At 63.4% G+C, this 23,755-nt stretch carries 20 protein-coding genes, 1 tRNA gene and 1 pseudogene; 7 read left to right on the top strand and 15 right to left on the bottom strand.

Going from position 1 to position 23,755, the window contains the following annotated elements; translation table 11 throughout:
• Positions 1-22: 22 nt before the first annotated feature.
• From U5A82_RS12525 to U5A82_RS12515, 3 genes are all read right to left on the bottom strand, one after another.
• Positions 23-2,371, bottom strand: coding sequence for a sensor histidine kinase (locus U5A82_RS12525; protein ID WP_326291199.1), 2,349 nt, complete (start codon positions 2,369-2,371; stop codon positions 23-25).
• Positions 2,372-2,662: 291 nt separating this feature from the next.
• The gene (gene ahcY / locus U5A82_RS12520; RefSeq protein ID WP_326291198.1) at positions 2,663-4,081 is read right to left on the bottom strand and encodes an adenosylhomocysteinase; all 1,419 of its coding nucleotides are present in this window, start codon (positions 4,079-4,081) and stop codon (positions 2,663-2,665) included.
• 128 nt (positions 4,082-4,209) lie between these two features.
• Positions 4,210-4,770: a YqgE/AlgH family protein gene (locus U5A82_RS12515; RefSeq protein WP_326291197.1), complete on the bottom strand. Its 561-nt coding sequence runs from the start codon at positions 4,768-4,770 to the stop codon at positions 4,210-4,212.
• A 143-nt stretch (positions 4,771-4,913) separates the two neighbouring features.
• Between U5A82_RS12515 and U5A82_RS12510 the strand changes: the two genes are divergently transcribed.
• Both U5A82_RS12510 and U5A82_RS12505 read left to right on the top strand, forming a co-directional pair.
• Positions 4,914-5,396, top strand: a complete 483-nt coding sequence (locus U5A82_RS12510; protein ID WP_326291196.1) for a peroxiredoxin — start codon at positions 4,914-4,916, stop codon at positions 5,394-5,396.
• A gap of 93 nt (positions 5,397-5,489) precedes the next feature.
• Positions 5,490-6,944: an AMP nucleosidase gene (locus tag U5A82_RS12505; protein WP_326291195.1), complete on the top strand. Its 1,455-nt coding sequence runs from the start codon at positions 5,490-5,492 to the stop codon at positions 6,942-6,944.
• 12 nt (positions 6,945-6,956) lie between these two features.
• Here the strand turns inward: U5A82_RS12505 and U5A82_RS12500 are convergent, their stop codons facing one another.
• The 7 genes and pseudogenes from U5A82_RS12500 to U5A82_RS12470 all read right to left on the bottom strand — a co-directional run bounded on the left by U5A82_RS12500 (position 6,957) and on the right by U5A82_RS12470 (position 15,191).
• Positions 6,957-8,054, bottom strand: coding sequence for a GGDEF domain-containing protein (locus U5A82_RS12500; RefSeq protein WP_326291194.1), 1,098 nt, complete (start codon positions 8,052-8,054; stop codon positions 6,957-6,959).
• Positions 8,055-8,136: 82 nt separating this feature from the next.
• Positions 8,137-9,969, bottom strand: coding sequence for a M2 family metallopeptidase (locus U5A82_RS12495; RefSeq protein WP_326291193.1), 1,833 nt, complete (start codon positions 9,967-9,969; stop codon positions 8,137-8,139).
• Between the two features lie 54 nt (positions 9,970-10,023).
• Positions 10,024-10,785 carry an alpha/beta fold hydrolase gene (locus tag U5A82_RS12490; protein ID WP_326291192.1) on the bottom strand — a complete coding sequence of 254 codons (762 nt, stop codon included), beginning with the start codon at positions 10,783-10,785 and terminating at the stop codon, positions 10,024-10,026.
• A gap of 43 nt (positions 10,786-10,828) precedes the next feature.
• Complete coding sequence (locus U5A82_RS12485) at positions 10,829-11,467, bottom strand: DUF2238 domain-containing protein (protein ID WP_326291191.1); 639 nt, start codon at positions 11,465-11,467, stop codon at positions 10,829-10,831.
• A gap of 151 nt (positions 11,468-11,618) precedes the next feature.
• Positions 11,619-12,644 (bottom strand): aspartate-semialdehyde dehydrogenase, encoded by a 1,026-nt coding sequence (locus U5A82_RS12480; protein WP_326291190.1) that lies wholly within the window; start codon positions 12,642-12,644, stop codon positions 11,619-11,621.
• Between the two features lie 114 nt (positions 12,645-12,758).
• Positions 12,759-14,986, bottom strand: a pseudogene (locus tag U5A82_RS12475) (S9 family peptidase).
• A 130-nt stretch (positions 14,987-15,116) separates the two neighbouring features.
• Positions 15,117-15,191: transfer RNA gene (locus U5A82_RS12470), tRNA-Val, on the bottom strand.
• A 135-nt stretch (positions 15,192-15,326) separates the two neighbouring features.
• Here U5A82_RS12470 and U5A82_RS12465 point away from each other — a divergent pair.
• A complete protein-coding gene (locus tag U5A82_RS12465; RefSeq protein WP_326291189.1) occupies positions 15,327-15,455 on the top strand; it encodes an entericidin A/B family lipoprotein in 129 nt (42 codons plus the stop codon).
• 7 nt (positions 15,456-15,462) lie between these two features.
• Here U5A82_RS12465 and U5A82_RS12460 read toward each other — a convergent pair whose 3' ends face one another.
• On the bottom strand, positions 15,463-15,651 hold the full coding sequence (locus U5A82_RS12460; protein WP_326291188.1) for a hypothetical protein: 189 nt from the start codon (positions 15,649-15,651) through the stop codon (positions 15,463-15,465).
• Between the two features lie 176 nt (positions 15,652-15,827).
• Between U5A82_RS12460 and hslV the strand changes: the two genes are divergently transcribed.
• Together hslV and hslU are read left to right on the top strand one after the other, a co-directional pair.
• On the top strand, positions 15,828-16,394 hold the full coding sequence (gene hslV, locus U5A82_RS12455; protein WP_326291187.1) for an ATP-dependent protease subunit HslV: 567 nt from the start codon (positions 15,828-15,830) through the stop codon (positions 16,392-16,394).
• A gap of 114 nt (positions 16,395-16,508) precedes the next feature.
• Positions 16,509-17,810, top strand: coding sequence for an ATP-dependent protease ATPase subunit HslU (gene hslU / locus U5A82_RS12450; RefSeq protein ID WP_326291186.1), 1,302 nt, complete (start codon positions 16,509-16,511; stop codon positions 17,808-17,810).
• 68 nt (positions 17,811-17,878) lie between these two features.
• Here the strand turns inward: hslU and U5A82_RS12445 are convergent, their stop codons facing one another.
• The 4 genes from U5A82_RS12445 to phaR all read right to left on the bottom strand — a co-directional run bounded on the left by U5A82_RS12445 (position 17,879) and on the right by phaR (position 21,412).
• Entirely contained in the window at positions 17,879-18,757 is an 879-nt protein-coding gene (locus U5A82_RS12445; protein WP_326291185.1) for a DUF1838 family protein, read from the bottom strand.
• Between the two features lie 90 nt (positions 18,758-18,847).
• A complete protein-coding gene (gene proS / locus U5A82_RS12440) occupies positions 18,848-20,374 on the bottom strand; it encodes a proline--tRNA ligase (protein ID WP_326291184.1) in 1,527 nt (508 codons plus the stop codon).
• A gap of 96 nt (positions 20,375-20,470) precedes the next feature.
• Positions 20,471-20,812, bottom strand: coding sequence for a hypothetical protein (locus U5A82_RS12435; RefSeq protein ID WP_326291183.1), 342 nt, complete (start codon positions 20,810-20,812; stop codon positions 20,471-20,473).
• Positions 20,813-20,815: 3 nt separating this feature from the next.
• Positions 20,816-21,412, bottom strand: a complete 597-nt coding sequence (gene phaR / locus U5A82_RS12430) for a polyhydroxyalkanoate synthesis repressor PhaR (RefSeq protein WP_326291182.1) — start codon at positions 21,410-21,412, stop codon at positions 20,816-20,818.
• Here phaR and U5A82_RS12425 point away from each other — a divergent pair.
• Both U5A82_RS12425 and U5A82_RS12420 read left to right on the top strand, forming a co-directional pair.
• Complete coding sequence (locus U5A82_RS12425; RefSeq protein WP_326291181.1) at positions 21,411-22,511, top strand: alpha/beta hydrolase; 1,101 nt, start codon at positions 21,411-21,413, stop codon at positions 22,509-22,511. The two genes, phaR and U5A82_RS12425, sit on opposite strands and share 2 nt — an antisense overlap.
• A 48-nt stretch (positions 22,512-22,559) precedes the next feature.
• Positions 22,560-23,732, top strand: a complete 1,173-nt coding sequence (locus U5A82_RS12420; protein ID WP_326291180.1) for an acetyl-CoA C-acetyltransferase — start codon at positions 22,560-22,562, stop codon at positions 23,730-23,732.
• Positions 23,733-23,755 lie beyond the last annotated feature (23 nt).

Below are 23,755 nucleotides of genomic sequence, written 5' to 3'. Positions count from 1 at the left end.
GCCGTCCAGCGGCGTCACCGCATCAGCCACGGGGCAGCTCGATCACGGCCATCGTGCCGCGTCCGGCTTCCGATACCAATTCCAGGGTGCCGCCATGCGCTTCGGCCAGTTGACGCGCCAACGGCAGGCCGATGCCCGCCCGCCCGCCGTTGCGCGCCTGACCCGCGCGCGCGACGGGGTCGAAAATCGCCGACTGTCGCCCGGCCGGGATGCCGGGGCCATTGTCCGACACGACGATGCGCGCCTTCTCTCCCGTACCATCGCCATGCAGCAGGATGCGCGTGCCCTTCCCGCAATAGCGGATCGCATTTTCCAGCAGATGGTCGATCGCCTGTCCGATGCGCCGGGCATCGCCCTGCACCGCGCCCAGGCTGTCCTTGACCGTCACCTCGATCTCTATGCCTTTGGCGGTGGCGTCTATCATCGTTCGGCTGGCGCTGGCCCGCACCACCTGGGTCAGGTCGACGCGTTCATGGTCGATCGGCAACGTGCCGACCTCCCCCTGGGTCAGGTCCAGCACATTGTCGATCAGCATCGACAGGCGCGCCGTGCTTTGCAGGATGCCATCGACATAATCCTTCGCCGACGCGCTGATCTCCCCCGCATAGCCCGCGCTCATCATTTCCGCGAAACCAGAAATGGTGGTCAACGGGGTGCGCAATTCATAGCTCATGTTGGTGACGAAGGCGGTCTTGACCTTGTCCGCCTGCTCCAGCGCCTCGTTCCGGTCGCGCAGCACCTGTTCCACCCGGCGGCTGTCGGTCACGTCCAGCATGGTGAACAGCGCGTTGCCGTCCGGCAAGGGGATTGCGGCAAATTCGAAGATCCGTCCGTCCGCGAAGCCGACATGGCCCACCCGCTGCTTGCGCTCCACCGTGGCGGCGCGGACGAGTTCACGCACCAGATTGGCCTGTTCCGGCTTCGTCAGCTTCGCCTGCACTGCGCGCATCAGATCGTCGATGCGCGGATGGCCGGCCAACAATTCCTCATTGGCGCCCCAGATGGTGCGGAAGCGGCTGTTCCACATCTGCAACCGCCCGTCGGACGAAAAGACGCCGATCGATTCGAACAGATTGTCGAAGGTTGCGGTGCGCACCCGCAGCAACGTATCGCGGGCGCTCGACAGATTGACCTGTTCGGTGCGATCCTCGAAGATCAGCAACAGCCCGCCATCGGGCAGAGGCTGGGCATAGACGCGCAGATGCGTGCCGTCCTGCAAAAGCCAGTTCTCTTCCAGCGGGTGGGGTGACAGGAACCATTGCCGCCTTTCCCCGCGCCATGCCGGGAAGTCGCGATGCTCCGGAATGCGGCGCGCGTCGCGCATCTGGTCCAGCACCCGTTCGAACAGTGGCGCATCGGCCAGCGCATCCTGGCGCAGACCGAACAGGCTGATGAAGGGCTGGTTCCAGAAGCGCAGCGCCCGGTCCGGCCCGAATTGCGCCACGCCCGCCGACAGTCGATCGAGCAGGTCGCGCTGCGCCGCCTCCAGCCGCCGATGCTCGACCCGCGCCTGTTCCAGTTCATGCTGGTCGACGGCATAGCCCGCAACCCCCGCCGCCCCCAGCGGCACGTCCACCACCCGCATCGTGCGCCGTTCGCCATCGATCGTGGCGGGCACCATCCGTTCCACCGGCTCGTCGCGCGCGATCGCCTCCGCCGCTGCCGCTTCGGGAGTCAGGCCCGCCACCGTCTCGACCAGTTCGGTGCCATGGCCGATGACATCGCCCGCGCCGGACGCATCGACCGCCCGCACATAGGCGCTGTTGACCAGGCTCAACCGCAGGTCAGGGGTGCGGTGCCACATCGGGAAGGGCGCGGCTTCGACCAGGCCCGCCAGCGCCTCCAGCGCATCGCGCAACTGCTCGACATGCGCACGCAGCGACTGGATTTCCGCCTGGCTGTCGGTCGCGTCGAAAATCCACAAAATGACGCCGCCACTCTCGGCAATGCCAGGACCGGCGGGCGCACCCCGCACCAATAGCAGGCGGGATGAACCGATGCCGCGCACCGGCAGCGCGAAACTCTTGCCCGCGCGTTGCGCCGACGCAATCTCCTGCGCCAGCGCGGCGGCGTCTTCCGGTTCCAGCCCGCCATCGGGCGCGGTCAGTTCCGATGCGAAGGTCGGCACGCGCGGCTTGCCGAGCCATTTGGCCAGCCGATCGGCCGCCTCCAGCCGCCCGTCGGGATGGATGATGATGGGCGCTGCCGGCGCGGACGCCAGCAGCACGGTCAGTCGGTCGAGCTTGCCCTGCGCATGGGTGCCTTCGCGCCGCATGCGCTGGCCGCTGAGCAGCGCCCATACGGCCGCGCCCAGCCAACCGGCCAGCACCATGCCGAAGATGATTGCGGCATAGGGGGACATTGTCGTCATGACACCCGCCCTCCGGCCCGCCGAACCTGCCTGTCCCTGTTCATAAGCCGACCGGGCCTAACCCAGATCGGTCGCATCGGAAAGGCGGGGCACAAGAAAAAGGGGAAGCGTCGCCGCTTCCCCTTTTTATAACGCCCCTGACAATTCACTCCGTTCGTCCTGAGTAGCCGCTGAGCGAAGTCGAAGCGGCGTATCGAAGGATCAGGCGAAGCACTTCCCCTTCGATACGGGACTTCGACTTCGCTCAGTCCCTACTCAGGGCGAACGGTTATGGTTTGAGACGGACTGCTTTTAGTAGCGATAATGGTCGGGCTTGAACGGGCCTTCGACCGGGACGCCGATATAGTCGGCCTGGCGCTGGCTCAGCTTGGTCAGCTTGACGCCCAGCTTGGCCAGATGCAGTTCGGCGACCTTTTCGTCCAGATGCTTGGGCAGGACATAGACGTCGTTGCCGTATGTCTCGCTCTTGGTCCACAACTCGATCTGCGCCAGCGTCTGGTTGGTGAAGCTGGCCGACATCACGAAACTGGGGTGGCCCGTGGCGTTGCCCAGATTGACCAGACGGCCCTTCGACAGGACGATGATCTTCTTGCCGTCGGGGAATTCGACTTCGTCGACCTGCGGCTTGATTTCCGTCCACTTCATGTTGGACAGGCCCGCAATCTCGATCTCGCTGTCGAAATGGCCGATGTTGGACACGATCGCCATATTCTTCATCGCGCGCATATGATCGACGGTCAGGACGCCTTCATTGCCGGTCGCTGTGACGAAGATATCGGCGCGCGGGGCGGCCTCTTCCATCGTCACGACTTCATAGCCTTCCATCGCCGCCTGCAACGCGCAGATCGGATCGACTTCGGTCACCAGCACGCGCGCGCCGCCGTTGCGGAGCGAGGCGGCCGAACCCTTGCCGACATCACCGAAGCCCGCGACGCAGGCGATCTTGCCCGCCAGCATGACGTCGGTGCCGCGGCGGATCGCGTCGACCAGCAATTCTTTGCAGCCGTACAGATTGTCGAACTTCGACTTGGTGACGCTGTCGTTAACGTTGATCGCGGGGAAAGGCAGCTTGCCCTTCTTCGCCAGTTCATACAGGCGATGGACGCCGGTGGTGGTTTCTTCCGACACGCCCTTGATCGACTGGACGGTCTTGGTCAGGAAACCGGGACGCTCGGCCAAGACGCGCTTGAGCACCGACACGAAGATTTCTTCTTCCTCGTTCGACGGCGTGAACAGTTCCTCGCCCGCCTCGACGCGGGCACCCCACAGGGCGAACATGGTGGCGTCGCCGCCATCGTCCAGGATCAGGTTGCACACGCCGCTGTCGTCATTGTGCCAGTCGAAGATGCGCTCGACATAGTCCCAATATTCCTGGAGCGTTTCGCCCTTCACGGCGAAGACCGGCACGCCCGACGCGGCGATCGCGGCGGCGGCATGGTCCTGCGTCGAATAGATGTTGCAGGTCGCCCAGCGGACCTGCGCGCCCAGCGCCGTCAGCGTCTCGATCAGGACGGCCGTCTGGATCGTCATGTGCAGCGATCCGGTGATGCGAGCGCCCTTCAGGGGTTGCGACGCGCCGAATTCCTCGCGCAGCGCCATCAAGCCCGGCATTTCGGTTTCCGCGATGTCCATTTCCTTGCGACCAAAGGCGGCAAGGCCGATGTCGGCGATCACATAATCCTGCGCCTGGGTGGCGGGTGCGGTGGCCACGATCGTATCTCCGTCAGCTTAGAATTGTGCCCCGCCAGCGGCATGCCGGGCGGTGACGATGGGATGCGCCTTACCAATCGACAGCGCGCATGGCAACTTATATAAAGATTTCTTTATGTGCCATCCGCTCAGGCGGAGCCTGCGCCGGACACCAGATGCGACGCGTCCACGCCCGCCAGGGCATAGGCGGCGGCCCATTTGCCCTGTGCCGGAACGTCGAACAGCAGGTCGGGATCGCCATCGGCCAGGAACCAGCTGTCGCCCCGCATTTCCTGCTCCAGTTGGCCCGCGCCCCAACCGGCATAGCCCAGCGCGACGAGGTAGCGGCTAGGCCCCCGGCCCTCCGCGATCGCCTTCAATATGTCGAGCGATCCGGACAGGCCCCATCGGCCATCGACATGCACCATATCCTGCCCGCCCCAGTCGAGCGAATGCAGCACGAAGCCGCGCCTCGGTTCGACCGGGCCACCGCGCAGCACCGGCATGTCGGGCACCTGGCTGCCGTCGATATCGAAGCTTTCGAGCAACTCGCGCAAGGTGACGCCCTCCATCTCTTCGCCCACCGCGATGCCCAGCGCGCCATGTTCGTCATGCACGCACAGGGCCACGATCGAATGGTCGAACCGCTGGTCCGCCATGCCGGGGAGAGCGAGCAGGAATTGCCCGCCATAGAAGATCGCTTGGGTCATGGTCCGAATATAAGCGGCCGTACCTGCTTGCCAAGGACGGCGTGTCGCAGCGGCGGGGCGGCACGACATATTCATGCCCGCACGCCTTGACAGCGGAGCGGCCAGCCCCGACCTCCCGCGCACCACAGGTCAGGAGACAGACTATGACGATTTCCAAGGGCGATCGCCTTCCCAGCACCACCTTCACCCAATTGACCGACAACGGCCCCGAAGCCGTCGCCTCGGACGACTATTTCGCTGGCAAGACGGTCGCGATCTTCTCGGTGCCGGGTGCCTTCACCCCGACCTGCTCGGCCAAGCATCTGCCCGGCTTCATCGACAAGAGCGAAGCGCTCAAAGCCAAGGGCGTGGACGAAATCGCCTGCACTGCAGTCAACGACGCTTTCGTCATGGGCGCCTGGGGCAAGTCGGCCGGCGCCGATGGCAAGGTCACGATGCTCGCCGACGGCAATGGCGATTTTGCGCAGGCCGTCGGCCTCACCATGGATGGCAGCAAGTTCGGCCTGGGCCAGCGCGGCCAGCGATTCTCGATGATCGTCAAGGACGGCGTCGTGGCGGAACTCAATGTCGAGGCGCCCGGCGACTTCAAGGTGTCTTCGGCTGACCATATGCTCGAACAGCTCTGATTTTTCAGCAGGATGGGCGGCGGACTTAAAATCCGTCACCCATCCTGCACAGCGCGTCTTCCTTCCGTCATGCAAAGACGGTAACAAGGGGCGATGACACAAAGCATCGGCAGCGCAACGGTCACGCAACTTGACCGTATCTATCAGACATCCATCGAAAATCTGCGCGACGCGATGCGGGCCTATGCCCGCGACGGCAGCGTGCCTCCGGCGACCGCAAAGGCCGACCGGCGTTACTGCTACCCCGAACTGCGCATCACCTATCATGGCGACAGCGATGCGCCGCCGCCGGGCCGCTCCTTCGCCCGCCTGTCCAAACCGGGCCGCTATGCCACGACGGTCACCCGGCCCGCCATGTTCGCCGACTATCTGGCCGAACAGATCGATCTGCTCGTCCGCGATTATGGCGTGGATGTCGAAGCGGGGTTGAGCGAACAGCAGATACCCTTCCCCTATGTGCTCGACGGGCTGGACACCAGCGTGCTCGACGGCACGCCGCCGACCGAGCTGGCGCGCCATTTCCCCGCGACCGAACTGGCGGAGATCGGGGACGAGATCGCCGACGGCCTCTTTACGCCCGACGCCGATGGCGACCGGCCGCTCGCCCTATTCGACGGGCTGCGCACCGATTTCTCGCTGGCGCGCCTCAAACATTATACCGGCACGCCGGCCGAGCATGTGCAGCGCTATATCCTGTTCACCAACTATCACCGCTATGTCGATGAATTCGTCGCCTGGGCCTGCGACGAGTTGCAGCGAGAGGGCAGCCGTTACACCGCGCTGTCCGGCGCGGGCGGCGTCTATGTCACGCCCGAAACCGCCGACCCCGCGCGGATGATCGCCGACAGTGCGTGGCGCAGGCACCAGATGCCCGCCTATCACCTGATTGCGCCGGACCGCAGCGGCATCACCCTGGTCAATATCGGCGTCGGCCCGTCCAACGCCAAGACGATCTGCGACCATCTGGCCGTCGTCCGCCCGGAAGCCTGGCTGATGATCGGCCATTGCGGCGGGCTGCGCCCCAGCCAGCGGATCGGCGACTATGTGCTGGCCCATGCCTATCTGCGCGACGATCATGTGCTGGACGAAATGCTGCCGCCGGAAATTCCCGTGCCGGCCATCGCCGAAGTGCAGGTCGCCATGGCGCAGGCGGCCGAAACGATCTTGGGCCATAGCGATCCGGAAGATTTCAAGCGCCGCCTGCGCACCGGCACGGTCGTCACCACCGACGATCGCAACTGGGAACTGCGCTATTCCAGTTCCGCCCTGCGCTTCAGCCTGTCGCGCGCGGTCGGCATCGACATGGAATCGGCCACCATCGCCGCACAGGGCTATCGCTTCCGCGTTCCTTACGGCACCCTGCTGTGTGTATCGGACAAGCCGATCCATGGGGAACTCAAGCTGCCCGGCCAGGCCAACCGCTTCTACGAAGAAGCCATCGCCAGCCATTTGCGCGTCGGCCTGATGACCTGCGAACTGCTGCGCGAGGAAGGGGCGAAGCTGCACAGCCGCAAGCTGCGCGCCTTCAATGAGCCGCCGTTTCGCTGATCGCGTGGCCGGTCATGCCGCGTCGCGCCAGATGTTGATGCGATCCTTGCCGTCCTTTTTGGCGGCATAGAGCGCCGCATCGGCGCGCGCGACCAGATCTTCCAACTGCGCGTCGGCGGGGGCGAGTTCGGACACGCCGAAGCTCGCGCGCAGCCATGCTTCGGGAAAGCGCGGTAGCATCAGATGGCCGACTTCGGCGCGTACACGCTCCATCACCTCGGCGGCGGCGGTCGCGTTGGTGTCCATCAACAGCAGGCCGAACTCGTCGCCGCCCATGCGCCCGACCACGTCGCCGCGTCGTACCGCATTGGTGAGCAACTGGGCAAAGCCCCTGAGCGCCTGATCGCCCGCGATATGGCCGTGACCGTCGTTCAGCGCCTTGAAGCCATCCAGGTCGCACACCACCAGCGCCAGCGGGCGACGATGCCGCCGCGACAGCGCCATCGCCCGTGCAGCCGCCTCGTCCAGGCCCCGGCGGTTGAGCACCTGCGTCAGCGGATCATGCCGCATCTGGGTGCGAAGCTGTTGCGCCAGGTCGCCTGCGACCACCAGCACCGCGGTGACAGCGGTCGCGACATAGATGGTCGGCATGAAGATACTGAAAATCAGCCGATACAGATCCTTGCCATTCTCGGCTCCGCGAATCATCATCGCCGATCCGGCCAGCGTCAGCTGGACCAGCACGAACGCCACGAGCGCCAGGAAGAACGCCAGTTCGGGCGGCGTGAACGACCGACCCTTCGGCCAGAGCGAGCAGGCGCTGACGGCGAGCAGCACACTGACATAGATCGGAATGATGGCGCCCTGCATGATCTGGCTGCCGATCGACCCGATGGAGATCGCCATGGCGATCGTTGCGATCGCGGCGGGCACGGCAAAGGCCGCCAACCGCAACGGTTTGCCCGACCGTTGACGCACCCCGATCGCCAGCAGCGAACCGCTGATGATCAGTCCAATGCCGGTGACGATGAACCAGCCGGGGCTTTTGAGGAAGAAGCCGCCCGCATTGGCCACCCATTGCAACATGCCGACCGCGTAAGATGCCGTCCAGGTCAGGACATGCCTTTGCCGTCCAAAATGCAGCCACGCCACGGTCAAAGCCACGGTCATTACGGCTGCGGTACCAAATAACAGGGATAGGAGAATGGCTGCCGCGTTCATACGGCAGCCATTTACCAACTTTTACTCTGGCTTACCAGCCGCAAGACTTGCCTTTATTCTGTTTAACCAACCACTTCTGCAATGGTGCGAAATAATTGACCAGCGCTTTGCCCGACATCTCGCGGCTGCCGGTAAAGGCCTGCAACGCGTCGGGCCACGGCTTGGAAGCCCCCATTTCCAGCATGGCGTTCAGTTTCGCGCCAACCGCCTTGTCCCCGTAGAAGGAACAGCGGTGCAGCGGTCCCTTCCATCCCGCCTGCTTGCACGCCGCTTCGTAGAACTGGAACTGCAACACGCGCGCCAGGAAGTAACGGGTGTAGGGCGTGTTGCCGGGAATGTGGTATTTCGCACCCGCATCGAACTTCGTCTCGTCGCGCGGTGCCGGGGGCACGATGCCCTGATATTGCCGCCGCAGATCGTCCCAGCCCTTTTCATACTGGCCCTGCGGGATCGACCCGTCGAACACGCCCCAGCGCCATTTGTCGATCAGCAGGCCGAAGGGCAGGAAGGCGACCTTGTCCATCGCCTGGCGCAGCAGCAGCCCCATATCCTTGTCCGCGCCCGGCACCTTCGATGGATCGAGCAGGCCGATCTTCACCAGATAGTCCGGCGTGATCGACAGGGCGACGAAATCGCCGATCGCTTCATGGAAGCCATCATTGGCGCCATCCAGATAGAGCGGTTTCTGTACCTGATAGGCGCGCTGATAATAGTTGTGGCCCAGTTCGTGATGGATGGTAACGAAATCGTCGCCATTCACCTTGGTGCACATCTTGATGCGGATGTCGTTCTTGTTGTCCAAGTCCCAGGCAGACGCATGGCAGATGACTTCGCGGTCGCGCGGCTTGGTGATCTGCGACCGATCCCAGAATGTCTGCGGCAACGGCTCGAAGCCCAGCGAGCTGTAGAAACCCTCGCCCGCCTTCACCATCTTGACCGGGTCATAGCCCTTGGCCTTGAGCAGATCGGTCGTGTCGAAGCCCAGATCGCCCGCGCCCGCCGGAGCCACGACGTCATAGATGTTGCCCCATTCCTGCGCCCACATATTGCCCAGCAGGTCGGCACGGATCGGCCCGGTCTTGGGCTGCACCGCATCGCCATATTTTTCGTTCAGCTTGGTGCGGGTATAGCAATGCAGGTCGTCGTAGAGCGGCTTCACTTCCGCCCAGATCTTGTCGGTCAGCTTCGCGAAATCGTCGGCGGGCATGTCATATTTGGACCGCCACATCGCCCCGGTATCAGCAAAGCCCAGTTCCTTGGCCCCTGCATTGGCGATCCCTACCAGTTTGGTATAATCGGCCCGCATCGGCGCGCCGACATTGTCGTGCCAGCTGACCCACATTTCCTTCAATTCTTCGGGGTTGCGATTGACCCCCATCTGCTCTTCGATGTCGCTGCCATTGATCGGCTGCCCCTTAAGCGTCCCCTTCCCCTTGCCATAGGCGGACTGGAGCTTCGTCGCGAGGTTGTTGAGTTCCTCGGCTGCGCCCGGCGTCGTGGGTGCAGGCAGCGTCAGCGCGGTGCGCAGCAGCGTCAGGCGGCGCGTGGTTTCTGCGCTCAGGCCCGGTGCGGCGGCATATTTCGCCGCCTCCAGCGCATAGTCGACCCGTTGTTTGGTATCGATCGCCCCGAAATAGGAGGCGATGGCATCGGTATCGTCGGTAATATAGGTCGCGTTGATCCACGATGCACGGCTGCTGATGATCGACTGGTCGAACAGCGCCTTCTCCGCCTTGGCCAGGAAAGCATCCGCTTCGGCGGCGGTCGGCGCGGCGGTCGGCGCCGCGACAGGCGCATGCTGCGCCATCGCCGGCGAAGCGACAAGGGCGGCCGCAAGCGCGGCGAACGAGATAGCGATTTTCATGGGATTCCCCTTATCGGTGTATGGCGGGGAAGGTGGCTTTCTCCGGCGATACAGTCAAGCGGTCAGGAAATCGACCATCGCCTGCCCCAGTTCCTTGCGGGTGACGGCGTTCATGTGATTGCCCGGGATCTCGACATAACGGCCATTGGGCAGCGCATCGGCCAGTTCGCGGGCATTGCCATTGCTGTCGTCATCCGCGCCGCAGATCACGTCGGTCGGCTGCTGGAAACCCGCGATCACGGCTTCGTCGGTATCCACGAACGTATTGAGAATGTTGAGCAACGCAACCGGATCGCCCTTGGTCGTTTTCAGGAACGCCTCGGTCATCCATTCCGACGTACCGCGCTCGAACGTGCCAAGGTTGGTCAGGACGTTGCGATAATAGCCGCCATTGTCCAGCGTCTGGACCAGTCCGCGCAGTCCCATGCCGCTCAGGATCACGCGCCTCGGGGTCGCGCCTCGCGCCAGCATACGCACCGTCGTCCGCGCGCCCAGCGAATAACCGCCCAGATCATAGTCGGTCAGCCCCATCTGCTCGACCAGCGCCAGATTGTCGTCGGTCAGCGCATCGGCCGGATAGGCGGCAGGATCATGCGGCTTGGCGCTTTCACCATGGCCGCGCAAGTCTGGCAGGATCAAGCGGAACCCGGCCTCCACCATCTTGGCGGCATGGCCATAGCGTATCCAGTTGGTGAAGGCGTTGGAGAAATAGCCGTGGATCAGCACCAGGTCGCGGCCTTCTCCCACGACATGCACCGCGATCGGCAATCCGTCCCGCCCCTTGATGTCGTGGCGTTCGATCTTGAGGTCGGTCATCGCGGCAATTCCTTTTGGGCTGGGACCGCCCGCCGATATGGCCTCAACTCCCGCGACGCAAGAGCACGATTAGCGCCAGCGCGCTACCGACCTGCGCGGCGGCCATGTCCTTCTGCGCGTCCCAGACGTCGCCTTGCTGACCATTATAATAGTCCGCCGTCTCGCCCGCCGCGATGATCGTCAGCAGCCATTCGAATATCTCATAAAGCGCGCTGCCAAGGCCGATCGCGGCAAAGCCAAAGGCGAGGCTCCAGCCGCACGACACCCCCCCACGCCGCAGCGCGCTTTCCGCGATTGGCAGCGTCAAAAGCGCCCCGAAGGCCAAATGCACCAGCCGGTCATAGCCGTTGCGCGTGGTGCCGAAGAGGCTGGAGATAGCATGGCCGCTCACCGCCCGCGCCCAGTCGTCATAGGGCACATAGCTGTAGATCCATCGCGCCCCCAACGTATGGAGCAGCAGGAACAGCCAGATACAGCCGACGGCGGATGTGGAAAGCGGCCAGCGCCGCAGCAGCCACGGCGCGGTCAGGACCAGCGCGACGGTCGGCCCATGTTGGAGCGGCGCAAGATCGGGATAGGGTTGCGCAACATTGGCCAGCCCAATCGCGCATGACAGTGCGACAATCATCCGGCGCTGCGCGATCGGAAGAGCCTTCCACATCGCCACAGCGCCGGGGATCACAGCATTTTCACTGAAAGAAGAAGCGACACCGACATAGTTTCTGCCGTTCCCCGGCAAAGGCCGGAGTCCAGTCGAGAGCGTGGGACTGGACCCGGCTTTCGCCGGGGCGCCCCATGATCGTCGTCATGACCACTATCAGCGCAATCCTGCCTCAGCCCTTTTTTAGGTGACGACGGCCCAGCAGTTCGGCGATCTGCACCGCGTTCAGCGCCGCGCCTTTGCGCAGATTGTCGCTGACGCACCACAGGTTGATGCCATTCTCGATCGTGGAATCCTCGCGCACGCGGCTGATGAAGGTTGCGAAATCGCCGACACATTCGATCGGCGTGATATATCCGCCATCCTCGCGCTTATCGACCAGCATGATACCCGGCGCTTCACGCAATATGTCCTGCGCTTCCTTGGCCGAAATCTCATTCTCGAACTCGATGTTGATCGATTCCGAATGGCCGACGAACACCGGCACGCGCACGCAGGTCGCCGTGACCTTCACTTTGGGATCGAGGATCTTCTTCGTTTCCGCGACCATCTTCCATTCTTCCTTGGTCGAACCATCGTCCAGGAACACGTCGATATGCGGGATCACGTTGAAGGCGATCTGCTTGGTGAACTTCTTGGGTTCGGCCGGATCGCCGACGAAGATGTTGCGGCTCTGCTCGAACAGCTCGTCCATGCCCGCCTTGCCCGCGCCCGACACCGACTGATAGGTCGACACGACCACGCGCTTGATCTTCGCCGCGTCATGCAAAGGCTTCAACGCCACGACCATCTGCGCGGTCGAGCAGTTGGGGTTGGCGATGATATTCTTCTTCTTGTAGCCGTCGATCGCGTCCGGGTTCACTTCGGGCACGATCAGCGGCACGTCCGGGTCCATGCGATAGAGCGAGCTGTTGTCGATCACGACGCAGCCGGCCGCAGCCGCCTTGGGTGCATATTCGGCCGTCGGGCCGCTGCCCGCCGCGAACAGGGCGATATCCCATCCGGTGAAATCGAAATGTTCGATATTCTGGCATTTGATGGTTTTGCCGGTCTCGCCGAAATCGATGGTCAGACCTTGCGAGCGCGACGATGCGACCGCCGCAATCTCGTCAATAGGGAACTCGCGCTCGGCGAGAATGGTCAGCATCTCGCGGCCCACATTACCGGTGGCTCCCACGACGACGACCTTATAACCCATGACTATAAACTCCAATCAATGCACATGTTTGCGGGGTGGCGCATAGCGGCCTTGCGCCATTTGTCCAGAGACAAGCCCTTTGTTGCGCGCAAGCGGTGCTTTGCGCGCGCGACATTACTTCGACGCGATGTCCGGCGACACATCGTGCCGCGCCAGAAACCCCTCGATCGTCTTCCACAGATGCACGCTGATGCCCGGACCGCCGACGCGATGGGTCTGGCCGGGATAGGCCATCATCTCGAACGGCACCGCCGCGCCCTGCATCTTGGCCATTAGCGCGGTCGCATTGTCGAACACGACATTGTCGTCGGACATGCCATGGATCAACAGCAACGGATCGGCGATCTTCACTGACTCGTCCACCGCGCCGGACGCCGGGTAGGCGCTGGGCTTGTCCTGCGGCTTGCCCAGATAACGTTCGGTATAATGGGTGTCGTACAATTCCCATTTCGTCACCGGCGCGCCCGCGATGGCGGCGGCGAACACGCCCGGTGCCTTTTCCAGAAGCTTCAACGACATATAGCCGCCATAGGACCAGCCAAAGGTCGCGATCCGCTTGGGATCGACGAAGGACTGGGCCTTCAGCCATTCCACGCCCTTCAACTGGTCCTCGACCTCCACCGTGCCCATGGCGCGATACAGATGATCCTCGAACGCCTTGCCACGATCGGGCGTGCCGCGATTGTCGATGGCAAAGACGATCCAGCCCCGATCCACCAGATATTGGTTGAGCGCGCCGGACCATGTATTCGTCACCACTCGGCCGCCACCCGGACCGCTATAATGGATCATGAAGACGGGATAGCGTTTCCCCGGTTCCATCTTCGGCGTCATGATCTTGGTGTAGAGCGTCGATCCGTCCGCCGCCTTCACCGTGCCGAATCTCGTCTTCACATGGCTGGCGACATAGGGCGCATAGGGATGGTCGCCCGTCAGCGCATTTTCCGACAGCCATTGCAACTGCTTGCCGCCACTGTCGGCCAGATAGACCTGCTTGGGCTGATCCGCATTCTGCCGCGTCACCACGACCCGGCTCGCCGCGCCGTCCATCACCGCGTCGTTCCACCAGCCTTTGGCGGTCAACGCGCGCGCCTGACCCGGCTTCCCCAGCGATGTAACGTACAATTGCTGCTCCAGCGGCGTTTCGCGATTGCCGGTGAAATAGACCAGCCCCTTGGCCTCATCCACGCCCACCACGTCGCGCACGTCCCACTCGCCGCTGGTCAGCGCGGTCCACTTGCCGCCATTCACGCGATACAGATGTCCATGGCCACTTTTTTCCGACCACCAGAGCAAACCGCCGTCCTTCAACGCATGAAAATTGTTCGACAGGTTGATCCAGCTCTTCGCCGTCTCGGTCAGCACAACCTTCGCCTTGCCCGTCGCGGGATCGACCGCCAGCAGGTCGAGCCGCTTCTGGTCGCGGCTCTCGCGCTGGACATAGAGCGTCCTGCCATCCTTCGACCAGTCGACGCGGGCCAGATAGACATCCTTGTCCGCGCCTAGATCGACCTGCACCCGGCCTGAGCCATCGGGCTTCATCACGAACAGATCGACTATGGCGTTGGGCGTCCCGGCCGCGGGATAGCGCTGCTGATAGACCTTGGTCCCCTCCCCGCCGATCGCGGTGCGGGTGACGATGCCGACCGGGCTTTCATCGACGCGCGCGACGGCGATCCGTGCATCGTCGGGCGACCACCAATAGCCCGTGCGCCGATCCATTTCCTCCTGCGCGACGAACTCGGCCGTCCCCCAACTCAGCGTATCGCTTGCGCCCTGCGTGACCTGTCGTTCCGTTCCCCGATCGGCTGGGTAAACAGATTGCCGCCGCGCACGAAGGATACATAGCCGCCCTTGGGGCTGACGACGCCGTTCAACTCGCCATCGGGGGTATCGGTCAGCCGCGTGACCTTCCCGTCCAGCCCGGCGAGATAAAGATCGCCATCGACCGGCACCAATAGACTCTTCCCATCGGGCGCCCAGTCATAGCTGGTAATCCCCGTGCTGCCCGCCACGCTGCGATCGCGTTCGCGCTGCATCTTTTCCGCTTCGGACAGGTCCGCCCCGCTGCCGGTCTTCTTCGAATCCACCAGCATCCGCTCCGCGCCCGTGCGGCTGTCGATCGCCCACAGGTCCAGCCGCTCCTTCTCGTCCGGGCGCGGTTTCAGCAGCGTCACCAGCGATCCGTCGGGCGACAATTTCAACGCGCGCGGCTGCGGCCCTGCCAGGTCGGGGCTGGCGAAGACGCGCTCCAGCGTCAGCTTTTCCTGCGCCATTGCGGGAAGAACGGGAAGCAACAGGAGCGCGCCGAGGGCAGCGCCGGTTTTCAGAATGGGGGCCATGACGATCCTTTGTCGGCCGACGCGCAGACAGACGAAATGGGCGCGCCGCATGAAGCAGCAGGCTTAGCGCGAGCCATTAGAAAAGATCAATGCCGGGAAATAATCTGTCCTGCCATGATCGCCGGGATCATGGTGGGCGCGACAGGGATTGAACCTGTGACCCCACCCGTGTGAAGGGTGTGCTCTACCGCTGAGCTACGCGCCCCCTGTAAGGAGGAGGCGGCCATTGGCATCGGCGGCGCGGCCTGTCAACATCCGGCGGTCGATTTGATGCAAAATCCTCTTTCCTCGATCGGGTCGCTGGCTATAGACGGGCATCGAACAGGAAAGGGAATGTCCCATGCGTCAAACCATCGCTCTCGTCATCGGCAGCCTGCTTCTGACCGCTTTGGCCGCCTGCAACACGGTGCAGGGCGTGGGCCGCGACATCGAATCGGTCGGCCGCGCGGGCAAGGACGCCATGCGCTGACGCGTCGCTATTGAAGGACGTTGCCGATCGGCAATATATTCTTGTTCAGGCGAACGCCGTCACATTCCGGTTCGCCGCATTCGCAGAATTCGATCGTATAGCGCACGCCGCACATGACCAGCACGTCCTGGTCGAACGTATAGTTGGAAATCCCCGCGCGTTCGACTTTCTCCTGTGCCCTGGCCTTGAGAGACATCGTGCGTTCTCGCTTTCTTATTGAGAGTATGATCATTGATTGTGCGCTGCACAATGTCAATTGATCGACATTTGTTCCTGAACGATTTGTAAAGAAATTGTCCCGGGAATGACACGTTTCGGCCTGTGGTCGGGATCGACTTGCACCACGCGACACGGCGTCCCATATGCCGCGCCATGAACGACCAACGCAGCGCCTCCATGCCGGTCTGGCATGGCACCACCATCATGTCCGTCCGCAAGAATGGAAAGGTCGTCGTCGCCGGCGACGGCCAGGTTTCCATGGGCCAGACGGTCATGAAGCCCAATGCCCGCAAGGTCCGCCGCCTGCATGACGGCAGCGTGATCGGCGGTTTCGCGGGCGCCACCGCCGACGCCTTCACCCTGTTCGAACGGTTGGAGGCCAAGCTGGAACGCTTCAATGGTCAGCTGATGCGATCGGCAGTGGAACTGGCGAAGGACTGGCGCACCGACAAATATCTCCGCAACTTGGAAGCGATGATGATCGTCGCGGACAAGGACGTGACCCTGATCCTGACGGGTAATGGCGATGTGCTGGAACCCCTTGGCGGCGTGGCCGCGATCGGTTCGGGCGGCAACTACGCCCTCGCCGCCGCCCGTGCGCTGGTGGAATATGAGGAAGACGCCGAAACCCTCGCCCGCAAGGCGATGGGCGTCGCCGCCGACATCTGCGTTTACACCAACGACCAGCTGACGATCGAAACGCTGGATTCTGCATCTTAACAACCGTTCGGGCTGAGCCTGTCGAAGCCCCTTCCTTTCTTCAAGAATAGCCCTTCGACATTGGCATGAGCCCTATGGCTCTCGAAAACAGGGCGAACGGACTTTTGGAACCTTATGAACGACAACCTGACCCCCAAAGCCATCGTGGCCGCGCTCGACGCCCATATCATCGGCCAACATGACGCCAAGCGCGCCGTCGCCGTGGCGCTGCGCAACCGTTGGCGCCGCCAGCACCTGCCCGCCGACCTGCGCGACGAGGTGACGCCCAAGAATATACTGATGATCGGGCCGACGGGCTGCGGCAAGACGGAGATCAGCCGCCGCCTTGCCAAGCTGGCGGACGCGCCCTTCGTCAAGGTCGAAGCCACCAAGTTCACCGAAGTCGGCTATGTCGGTCGCGACGTCGAACAGATCGTGCGCGATCTGGTCGAGGAAGCCGTGCGCCTGGAAAAGGACCGCCGCCGCGAAGCCGTGCGCGAAGCGGCCTCCGAAGCCGCGATGAACCGCTTGCTCGACGCGCTCACCGGCAAGGAAGCGAGCGAGGCCACGCGCCTGTCCTTCCGCCAGAAGATCGAAAACGACCAGATGAACGATGTCGAGGTCGAGGTGGAGGTCGCCGACAGCCCCTCCATGCCAATGGAAATTCCCGGCATGGGCGGTCAGGTCGGCATGATCAACATCAGCGACATGATGTCCAAGGCGTTCGGCCAGCAACAGAAGAAGCGCCGCAAGATGCGCGTCGCCGAAGCATGGGACAAGCTGGTCGAGGAAGAGCAGGACAAGCGCCTGGACCAGGACGACGTCGCCCGCGTCGCCATCACCAGCGCCGAACAGAATGGCATCGTCTTCCTGGATGAGATCGACAAGATCGCGGTCAGCGACGTGCGCGGCGGCTCCGTCAGCCGCGAAGGCGTGCAGCGCGACCTGCTGCCCCTGATCGAAGGCACGACCGTCTCGACCAAATATGGCCCGCTCAAGACCGACCATATCCTCTTCATCGCGTCGGGCGCCTTCCATGTCGCCAAGCCGAGCGACCTGCTACCCGAATTGCAGGGCCGCCTGCCGATCCGGGTGGAGTTGAAAGCGCTGACCGAGGAGGATTTCGTCGCGATCCTCTCCGACACCAAGGCCAGCCTGGTCGCGCAATATCGCGCGCTGCTGGCGACTGAAGAAGTGACGATCGACCTGACGCCCGAAGGCATCCGCGCCGTTGCGAAGATCGCCGCCGACGTGAACAGCGAGATCGAGAATATCGGCGCCCGCCGCCTTCAGACCGTCATGGAAAAACTGCTGGAGGATGTGAGCTTCGAAGCGGAGGACCGCCGCGGCGAAACGCTGGTTATCGACGCCGCCTATGTCGAAAAGCAGCTGTCAGCCGTCGCGCACGACACCGACCTCAGCAAATATGTGCTGTAATTGAATGACGCTCCCCGCCTTGACCGGGGAGCGTCATGGGCGCGCGACCATCGACCTGATGGAGAGTTTCAGGCCGCCGGGCGGTCGAGCGCGCCGACAGGATCGGCGGCGATGGCCGGGTAATATTGCGCCAGCATGGCGCGCCAGTCTGCTGGCAGATCCTCGAACCGGCTGACTTTGCCGCCATTGCCGAGCAGCGCCAGATGACCGACCCGGTCGTCCATCTTGAGCCAGGAGGGCCAACTGCGCATATCGTTCGCCTGAAGGCGCGCGTTGATCGTCGTGACCGACGGATCGAGAACCAGCGCGCGCGGTCCGGACAATGTGCTGACCTCGTTCAGCATCGACACGGACCCGTCGGGCGCCGTCACGCGGGAATGCGACCGGTCGCGCAGCACGATTTCATCATTGAGGGCAAAGACGCGGGTCGGCGGGTGGCTATGTTCGTAGCGCGTACCATTGGGCAGCGAGGAGATCTGCACTTCATTGTTGCGCGTCACCGATATCCGGTTTGGTCCTTGCGGCCGTGTGACGACATCGATGGTCTGCTTGGTGACCGGATTGACCATCTGCTTCATCGGCTCACCCGTATCCACATCGACACGGAAGCTGATTTCCAGATCGACAAGGTCGAACCCGCCATCGGGGCGCTGGGTCACGCGCTGGATCGCCCCCAGGTTGATGGCGTACATCGGGATCAGGTCGCCGTCGATCACCGCGACATACGGCCCCTTCACCCAGGAAAAGAGCAAACCACTGTCGGTGCGATAGCGCAGCTTGCGATAGATGAGGCGCTGATCTTCCTCACTATTCAGGTCGAGTTGACGCTTGCCCACTGCGGCGGTGGCAGGCAGCGCCGCCAGGGCCGCCGCGCCAAGGCCCAGCGTCAGCGCTCCGCGGCGTCCCATCGTCATGGCAGGTTCGTCGTCATTCTGTGCATCGGACATGGTTTCCACCCTCTCTTTCCCCCACATCGTGGGTAAAGAGCGGGACCGGCCCTATGGCAATGCGCAACCTATCCGACGCGCGGTGAAAGCTTAGTAGCTGCGCCCCACCAACACCCGTTCCACCGCCTGCCCGCCGGTGAAGATGCATACGCCATCCGCCGCATCCGCATCCAGCGGCACGTTGCGCAGGGTCAGCTTCTCGCCCTTGAGCCAGGCGACGACCTTTTCCAGTTCCGCGCCGGTCGGCTTGGCCCACTGCACCAACGCCCAGCCCGGCTTGGCGCTCGCGTTGAAATAGGCCTTGAGCGCGTCGATGTCGCCGATCGAACGATCGATGCTGCCGTCCAGCCGCGCCTTGGCATCGGCAAACAGGGATTGCTGGATGCTTTCCAGCGTCGCCATCGCCGCCGCCACGAAATTGCCCTTCGCGACGATCTGGCTGTCGAGCTTGCCATCCTCGCGATACAGACGGTCGCGGCGAATGACCGACACATTGCCGCCCGCAACATCGCGACCGCCCACTTCGATCACGATCGGCGCGCCCTTCTTGACCCAGCCCCAGCGTTTGGTCGCCGCCTTTGCCGGGCGTTTGTCGAGCAGCGCGCGCACCGGCTCGCGGAACACGTCCAAGGCGTTGAGCGACGCCACCAGTTCGCCGCAATAGTCCAGGATCGCGCCATCCTCGTCATTGTCGCGCAGCATCGGCACGACGACGATCTGATAAGGCGCGACGCGCGGCGGCACGCGCAGCCCGTCATCGTCGCCATGGACCATGATCAGGCCGCCGATCATCCGGGTCGACACGCCCCAGCTGGTCGTCTGCGCCAGTTCCTGTTGACCCTCGGCATTCTGGAACTTGATGCCCTGCGCCGAAGAAAAGGTCGTGCCCAGGAAATGCGACGTGCCCGCCTGCAACGCCTTGCCGTCCTGCATCATCGCTTCGATCGAATAGGTCGCGACCGCACCGGGGAAGCGTTCATTCTCCGGCTTTTCGCCCGCCACCACCGGCAGGCCAACGCAATCTTCCGCAAACGCGCGATAGACTTCCAGCATCTTGAGCGTCTCTTCCATCGCCTCGTCCACGGTGGCGTGGGCGGTATGCCCTTCCTGCCACAGGAATTCGGCGGTGCGCAGGAACATGCGCGTGCGCATTTCCCAGCGCACGACATTGGCCCATTGGTTGATGAGGACGGGCAGGTCGCGCCAGCTCTGCACCCAGCGGCTGAACGCCGCGCCGATCACCGTTTCCGACGTAGGCCGCACGACCAGCGGCTCTTCCAGCTTCGCGTCGGGATCGGGCACCAGACGGCCGTCCTTCTGGATCAGCCGATGATGGGTGACGACCGCCATTTCCTTGGCGAAGCCGTCGACATGCTCGGCCTCCTTCTCGAAATAGCTGAGCGGGATGAACAGCGGGAAGTAGCAATTTTCATGGCCCGTCGCCTTGATCTGCTCGTCCAGCAGCTTCTGCATCCGCTCCCAGATGCCATAGCCCCATGGCCGGATGACCATGCATCCGCGTACGCCGCTTTCCTCGGCCATGTCGGCTTCCGAAATGACGGCCTGATACCAGGCGGAAAAATCCTGTTCGCGGGTGACGTTAAGGGCGTGCTTCACGTGGGTCGAGCCTTGGCTAAATCGGGAAGGAAGAATGGCGCGCCATAGGCCAGAGCCGCCATGGCTGTCGACCCCTGTTGCCGCGCGGCGACATGGTCAGTCGTCAGCGCCCAATCGTTCCAGCCATGCCTTCGCCTGTTTTGGTTCGCCCACCGCATCGGCTGCGGCAGGACCGCGCGCTGCCATGAACTCTTGATGCAGGGCAAATGGCTCCAGCCCCAACGTATCGCGCATGGCGTCGATCTCGTCTGCCAGTTCGCTCAGCGCCTCGATCACGGGCGCCGTCCGGGCACGTGCGGCCTTGTCCTTCTGATGATCGAACAGGCCCCATCGCCCCGCGGCAGCGACACGCAGCGCCGCGACCAGCGCATCGCGATAGTCCGTTTCCACCTCTTCCCGGCGGACGTCGAGCCGCTCCAGCCGATCCGCCTTCGCCATGGATCAGGTCAGCTTGTCGATCTTGGCGTTCAGCGCAGCCAGCTGTGCTTTCAGGTCGCTAATCTCTTCATCCTTGCTGCCGTCCGATGCTGCGGGTGCTGCGGGCGCAGCAGGCGGCGTCATGCCGGGGATACCGGGCATGCCTGGCACGCCGTTGCCGAACGCGCTGGCGGCGGCTTCGAACATCTCCAGGTTACGTTTGGCGATATCGGCCAGTGGCCCGCCGCCGAACGCACCCTTCATCGCTTCCTGGAACTGCTGCTGGTTCTTGCGGAACGCATCCATCGACAATTCCAGATATTGCGGCACCATCGACTGCATGGAATCGCCATACATGGCGATCAGCTGGCGCAGGAAGTTGACGGGCAGCATATTCTTGCCGCGCTGTTCTTCTTCCATGATGATCTGCGTCAGGACATTATGGGTGATATCCTCGCCAGTCTTGGCATCGACCACGACGAACTCGCGCCCCTCGCGCGTCATCTGCGACAGAAGGTCCAGCGTGATGTAGCTCGAAGTTTCGGTGTTATAAAGTCGCCTGTTGGCGTACTTCTTGATGACGACCGGTTCCGATTCATTGACGGTCTTGGACTTGGCCATGGATTCCTCTCCCACACCTGATCATGTTGCATTAGCACAGAGCAATGTCGCACCGCAACATGGACCGCGGCCTTTACCCCTTTTCCTCAATATTTTATGGCGCGAAACGGAGGCCGATCCGGATCTTCGGCAGCGCGCCTTCTTGGGTCTGCGCAGATATCAAGACGCCATACGTCCGCCTGCCCCGCCGCAAGCGCCGTGCGTAGCGCGCGAAGGGGCCGCCCGTTTGCTGCAACATCGCGCAGTAAATGGCACGAAAAACGACCGTTTTCCTGTCGTTTTCATCCCCTCTCTCATCAATCCGCCGCAGGTTCTGGACCTGTCCGAAAGCCGATCTTTGCTGCGCCACATGGCTGCAGCAGGCCATGACGCCTATCTGGTCGACTGGGGCACGCCGACACCGCAGGACGCAGCGCTGGGCCTCGACGGCCATGTCACGCAAAGACTGTTGCCGCTGATCGCCGCCCTTCCCCGCCCCCCGATCCTGGTCGGCTATTGCCTGGGCGGGACGCTGGCACTGGGTGCAGCGATGCTGCGCGACTTTCCGGCCGTCGCCACCATCGCCGCCCCCTGGCGGTTCGACGCTTTTTCCGCTGCCGACCGAGACAGGATCGCGGGGCTTTGGCGGGGGGCGAAGGCGATGTGCGAGCGGATCGGCTACGTCCCGATGGAGGTGTTGCAATCGGGCTTCTGGGCTATGGACCCCGCCCGCACCATCGCCAAATATGCCGCCTTCGCCGACGCTCCGTCGGGGTCGGACGCCGAACGCGCGTTTCTGGCGGTAGAGGATTGGGCCAATGGCGGCGCGCCGCTCACCTATGCGGCCGGACGCGACCTGTTCGACGATTTCTATGCCGCCAATATCAGCGGGGCGGGCCGATGGCGCATCGACGGACGGCGTGTCGATCCCTCCGCGCTCGACTGCCCGACGCTCTCCTTCGTGTCGTCCAGCGACCGCATCGTCCCTGCCGCCGCCGGCCCCCGCTTGCGCGAAGAACGCAGCCTTTCGCTCGGTCATGTCGGCATGGTCGTGGGCGGCCGCGCCCGCTCTATGCTGTGGGAACCCTTGTCCCTTTGGCTTTCCACCCACGGCGGTTGATGTTATGTGCGCCTGCGAAAACAACCACTGGAATCGAGGATCACGCCTTTGTCAGACATCGTCATTACAGCCGCAAAGCGCACCGCCGTCGGCAGCTTCATGGGCGCCTTTGGATCGACTCCCGCGCATGAACTGGGCCGCCAGGCGATCATCGCCGCGCTCGCGCAGGCCGGCGTCGCCCCGGATGAAGTGGACGAAGTGATCCTGGGCCAGGTGCTCACCGCAGGCCAGGGGCAGAACCCCGCGCGTCAGGCCGCCGTCAACGCCGGCATCCCGGTCGAACGCACCGCCATCGGCCTCAACCAGCTCTGCGGTTCGGGCCTGCGCGCCGTCGCGCTCGCGGCGCAGGCGATCCGCGCCGGTGACGCCAGCATCATGGTCGCGGGCGGCCAGGAAAGCATGTCGCTCGCCCCCCACGCCCAATATCTGCGCGCTGGCAGCAAGATGGGTAGCGTCAGCCTGATCGACACGATGATCCATGACGGTCTGACCGACGCCTTCAACAATTATCATATGGGCATCACCGCCGAAAATCTGGCGGAGAAGTACCAGATCACGCGCGAAGCGCAGGATATCTTCGCCGTCGCCAGCCAGAACAAGGCCGAAGCCGCGCGCGCATCGGGCCGCTTTGCCGACGAAATCGTGCCTGTCACGGTCAAGGGGCGCAAGGGCGACACGATCGTCGACACTGACGAACATATCCGCGCTGGCGCTACCATCGAAGCGATGGAAAAATTGAAGCCCGCCTTCAAGAAGGACGGCACCGTGACTGCCGCCAACGCCAGCGGCCTCAACGACGGCGCCGCCGCGCTGGTGCTGATGACGGCCGATGCCGCCGCCAAGCGCGGCGCGACCATCCTGGGCCGTATCGCCGGCTTCGCGACCTGCGGCGTCGATCCGTCGGTCATGGGCATCGGCCCAGTTCCGGCCAGCCGCAAGGCGCTGGCAAAGGCCGGCTGGTCGGTCGCCGACCTCGACCTGATCGAAGCGAACGAAGCCTTCGCCGCGCAGGCGTTGACGGTCGGCCAGGAACTGGGCCTCGATCCCGAAAAGCTGAACGTCAACGGCGGCGCGATCGCCATCGGCCATCCGATCGGCGCATCGGGCGCGCGCGTGCTGACCACTCTGCTGTACGAAATGGCCAAGCGCGACGCGAAGAAAGGCCTCGCCACCTTGTGCATCGGCGGCGGCATGGGCGTCGCCATGTGCATCGAACGCTGATCGCGCGCTAACCGAAAAAAGGC

It is taken from the genome of Sphingobium sp. CR2-8, from assembly GCF_035818615.1.
Classification (GTDB): domain Bacteria; phylum Pseudomonadota; class Alphaproteobacteria; order Sphingomonadales; family Sphingomonadaceae; genus Sphingobium.
The sequence above is the reverse complement of the archived record's forward strand: the minus strand, read 5'-3'. Positions and strand labels throughout refer to the sequence as shown.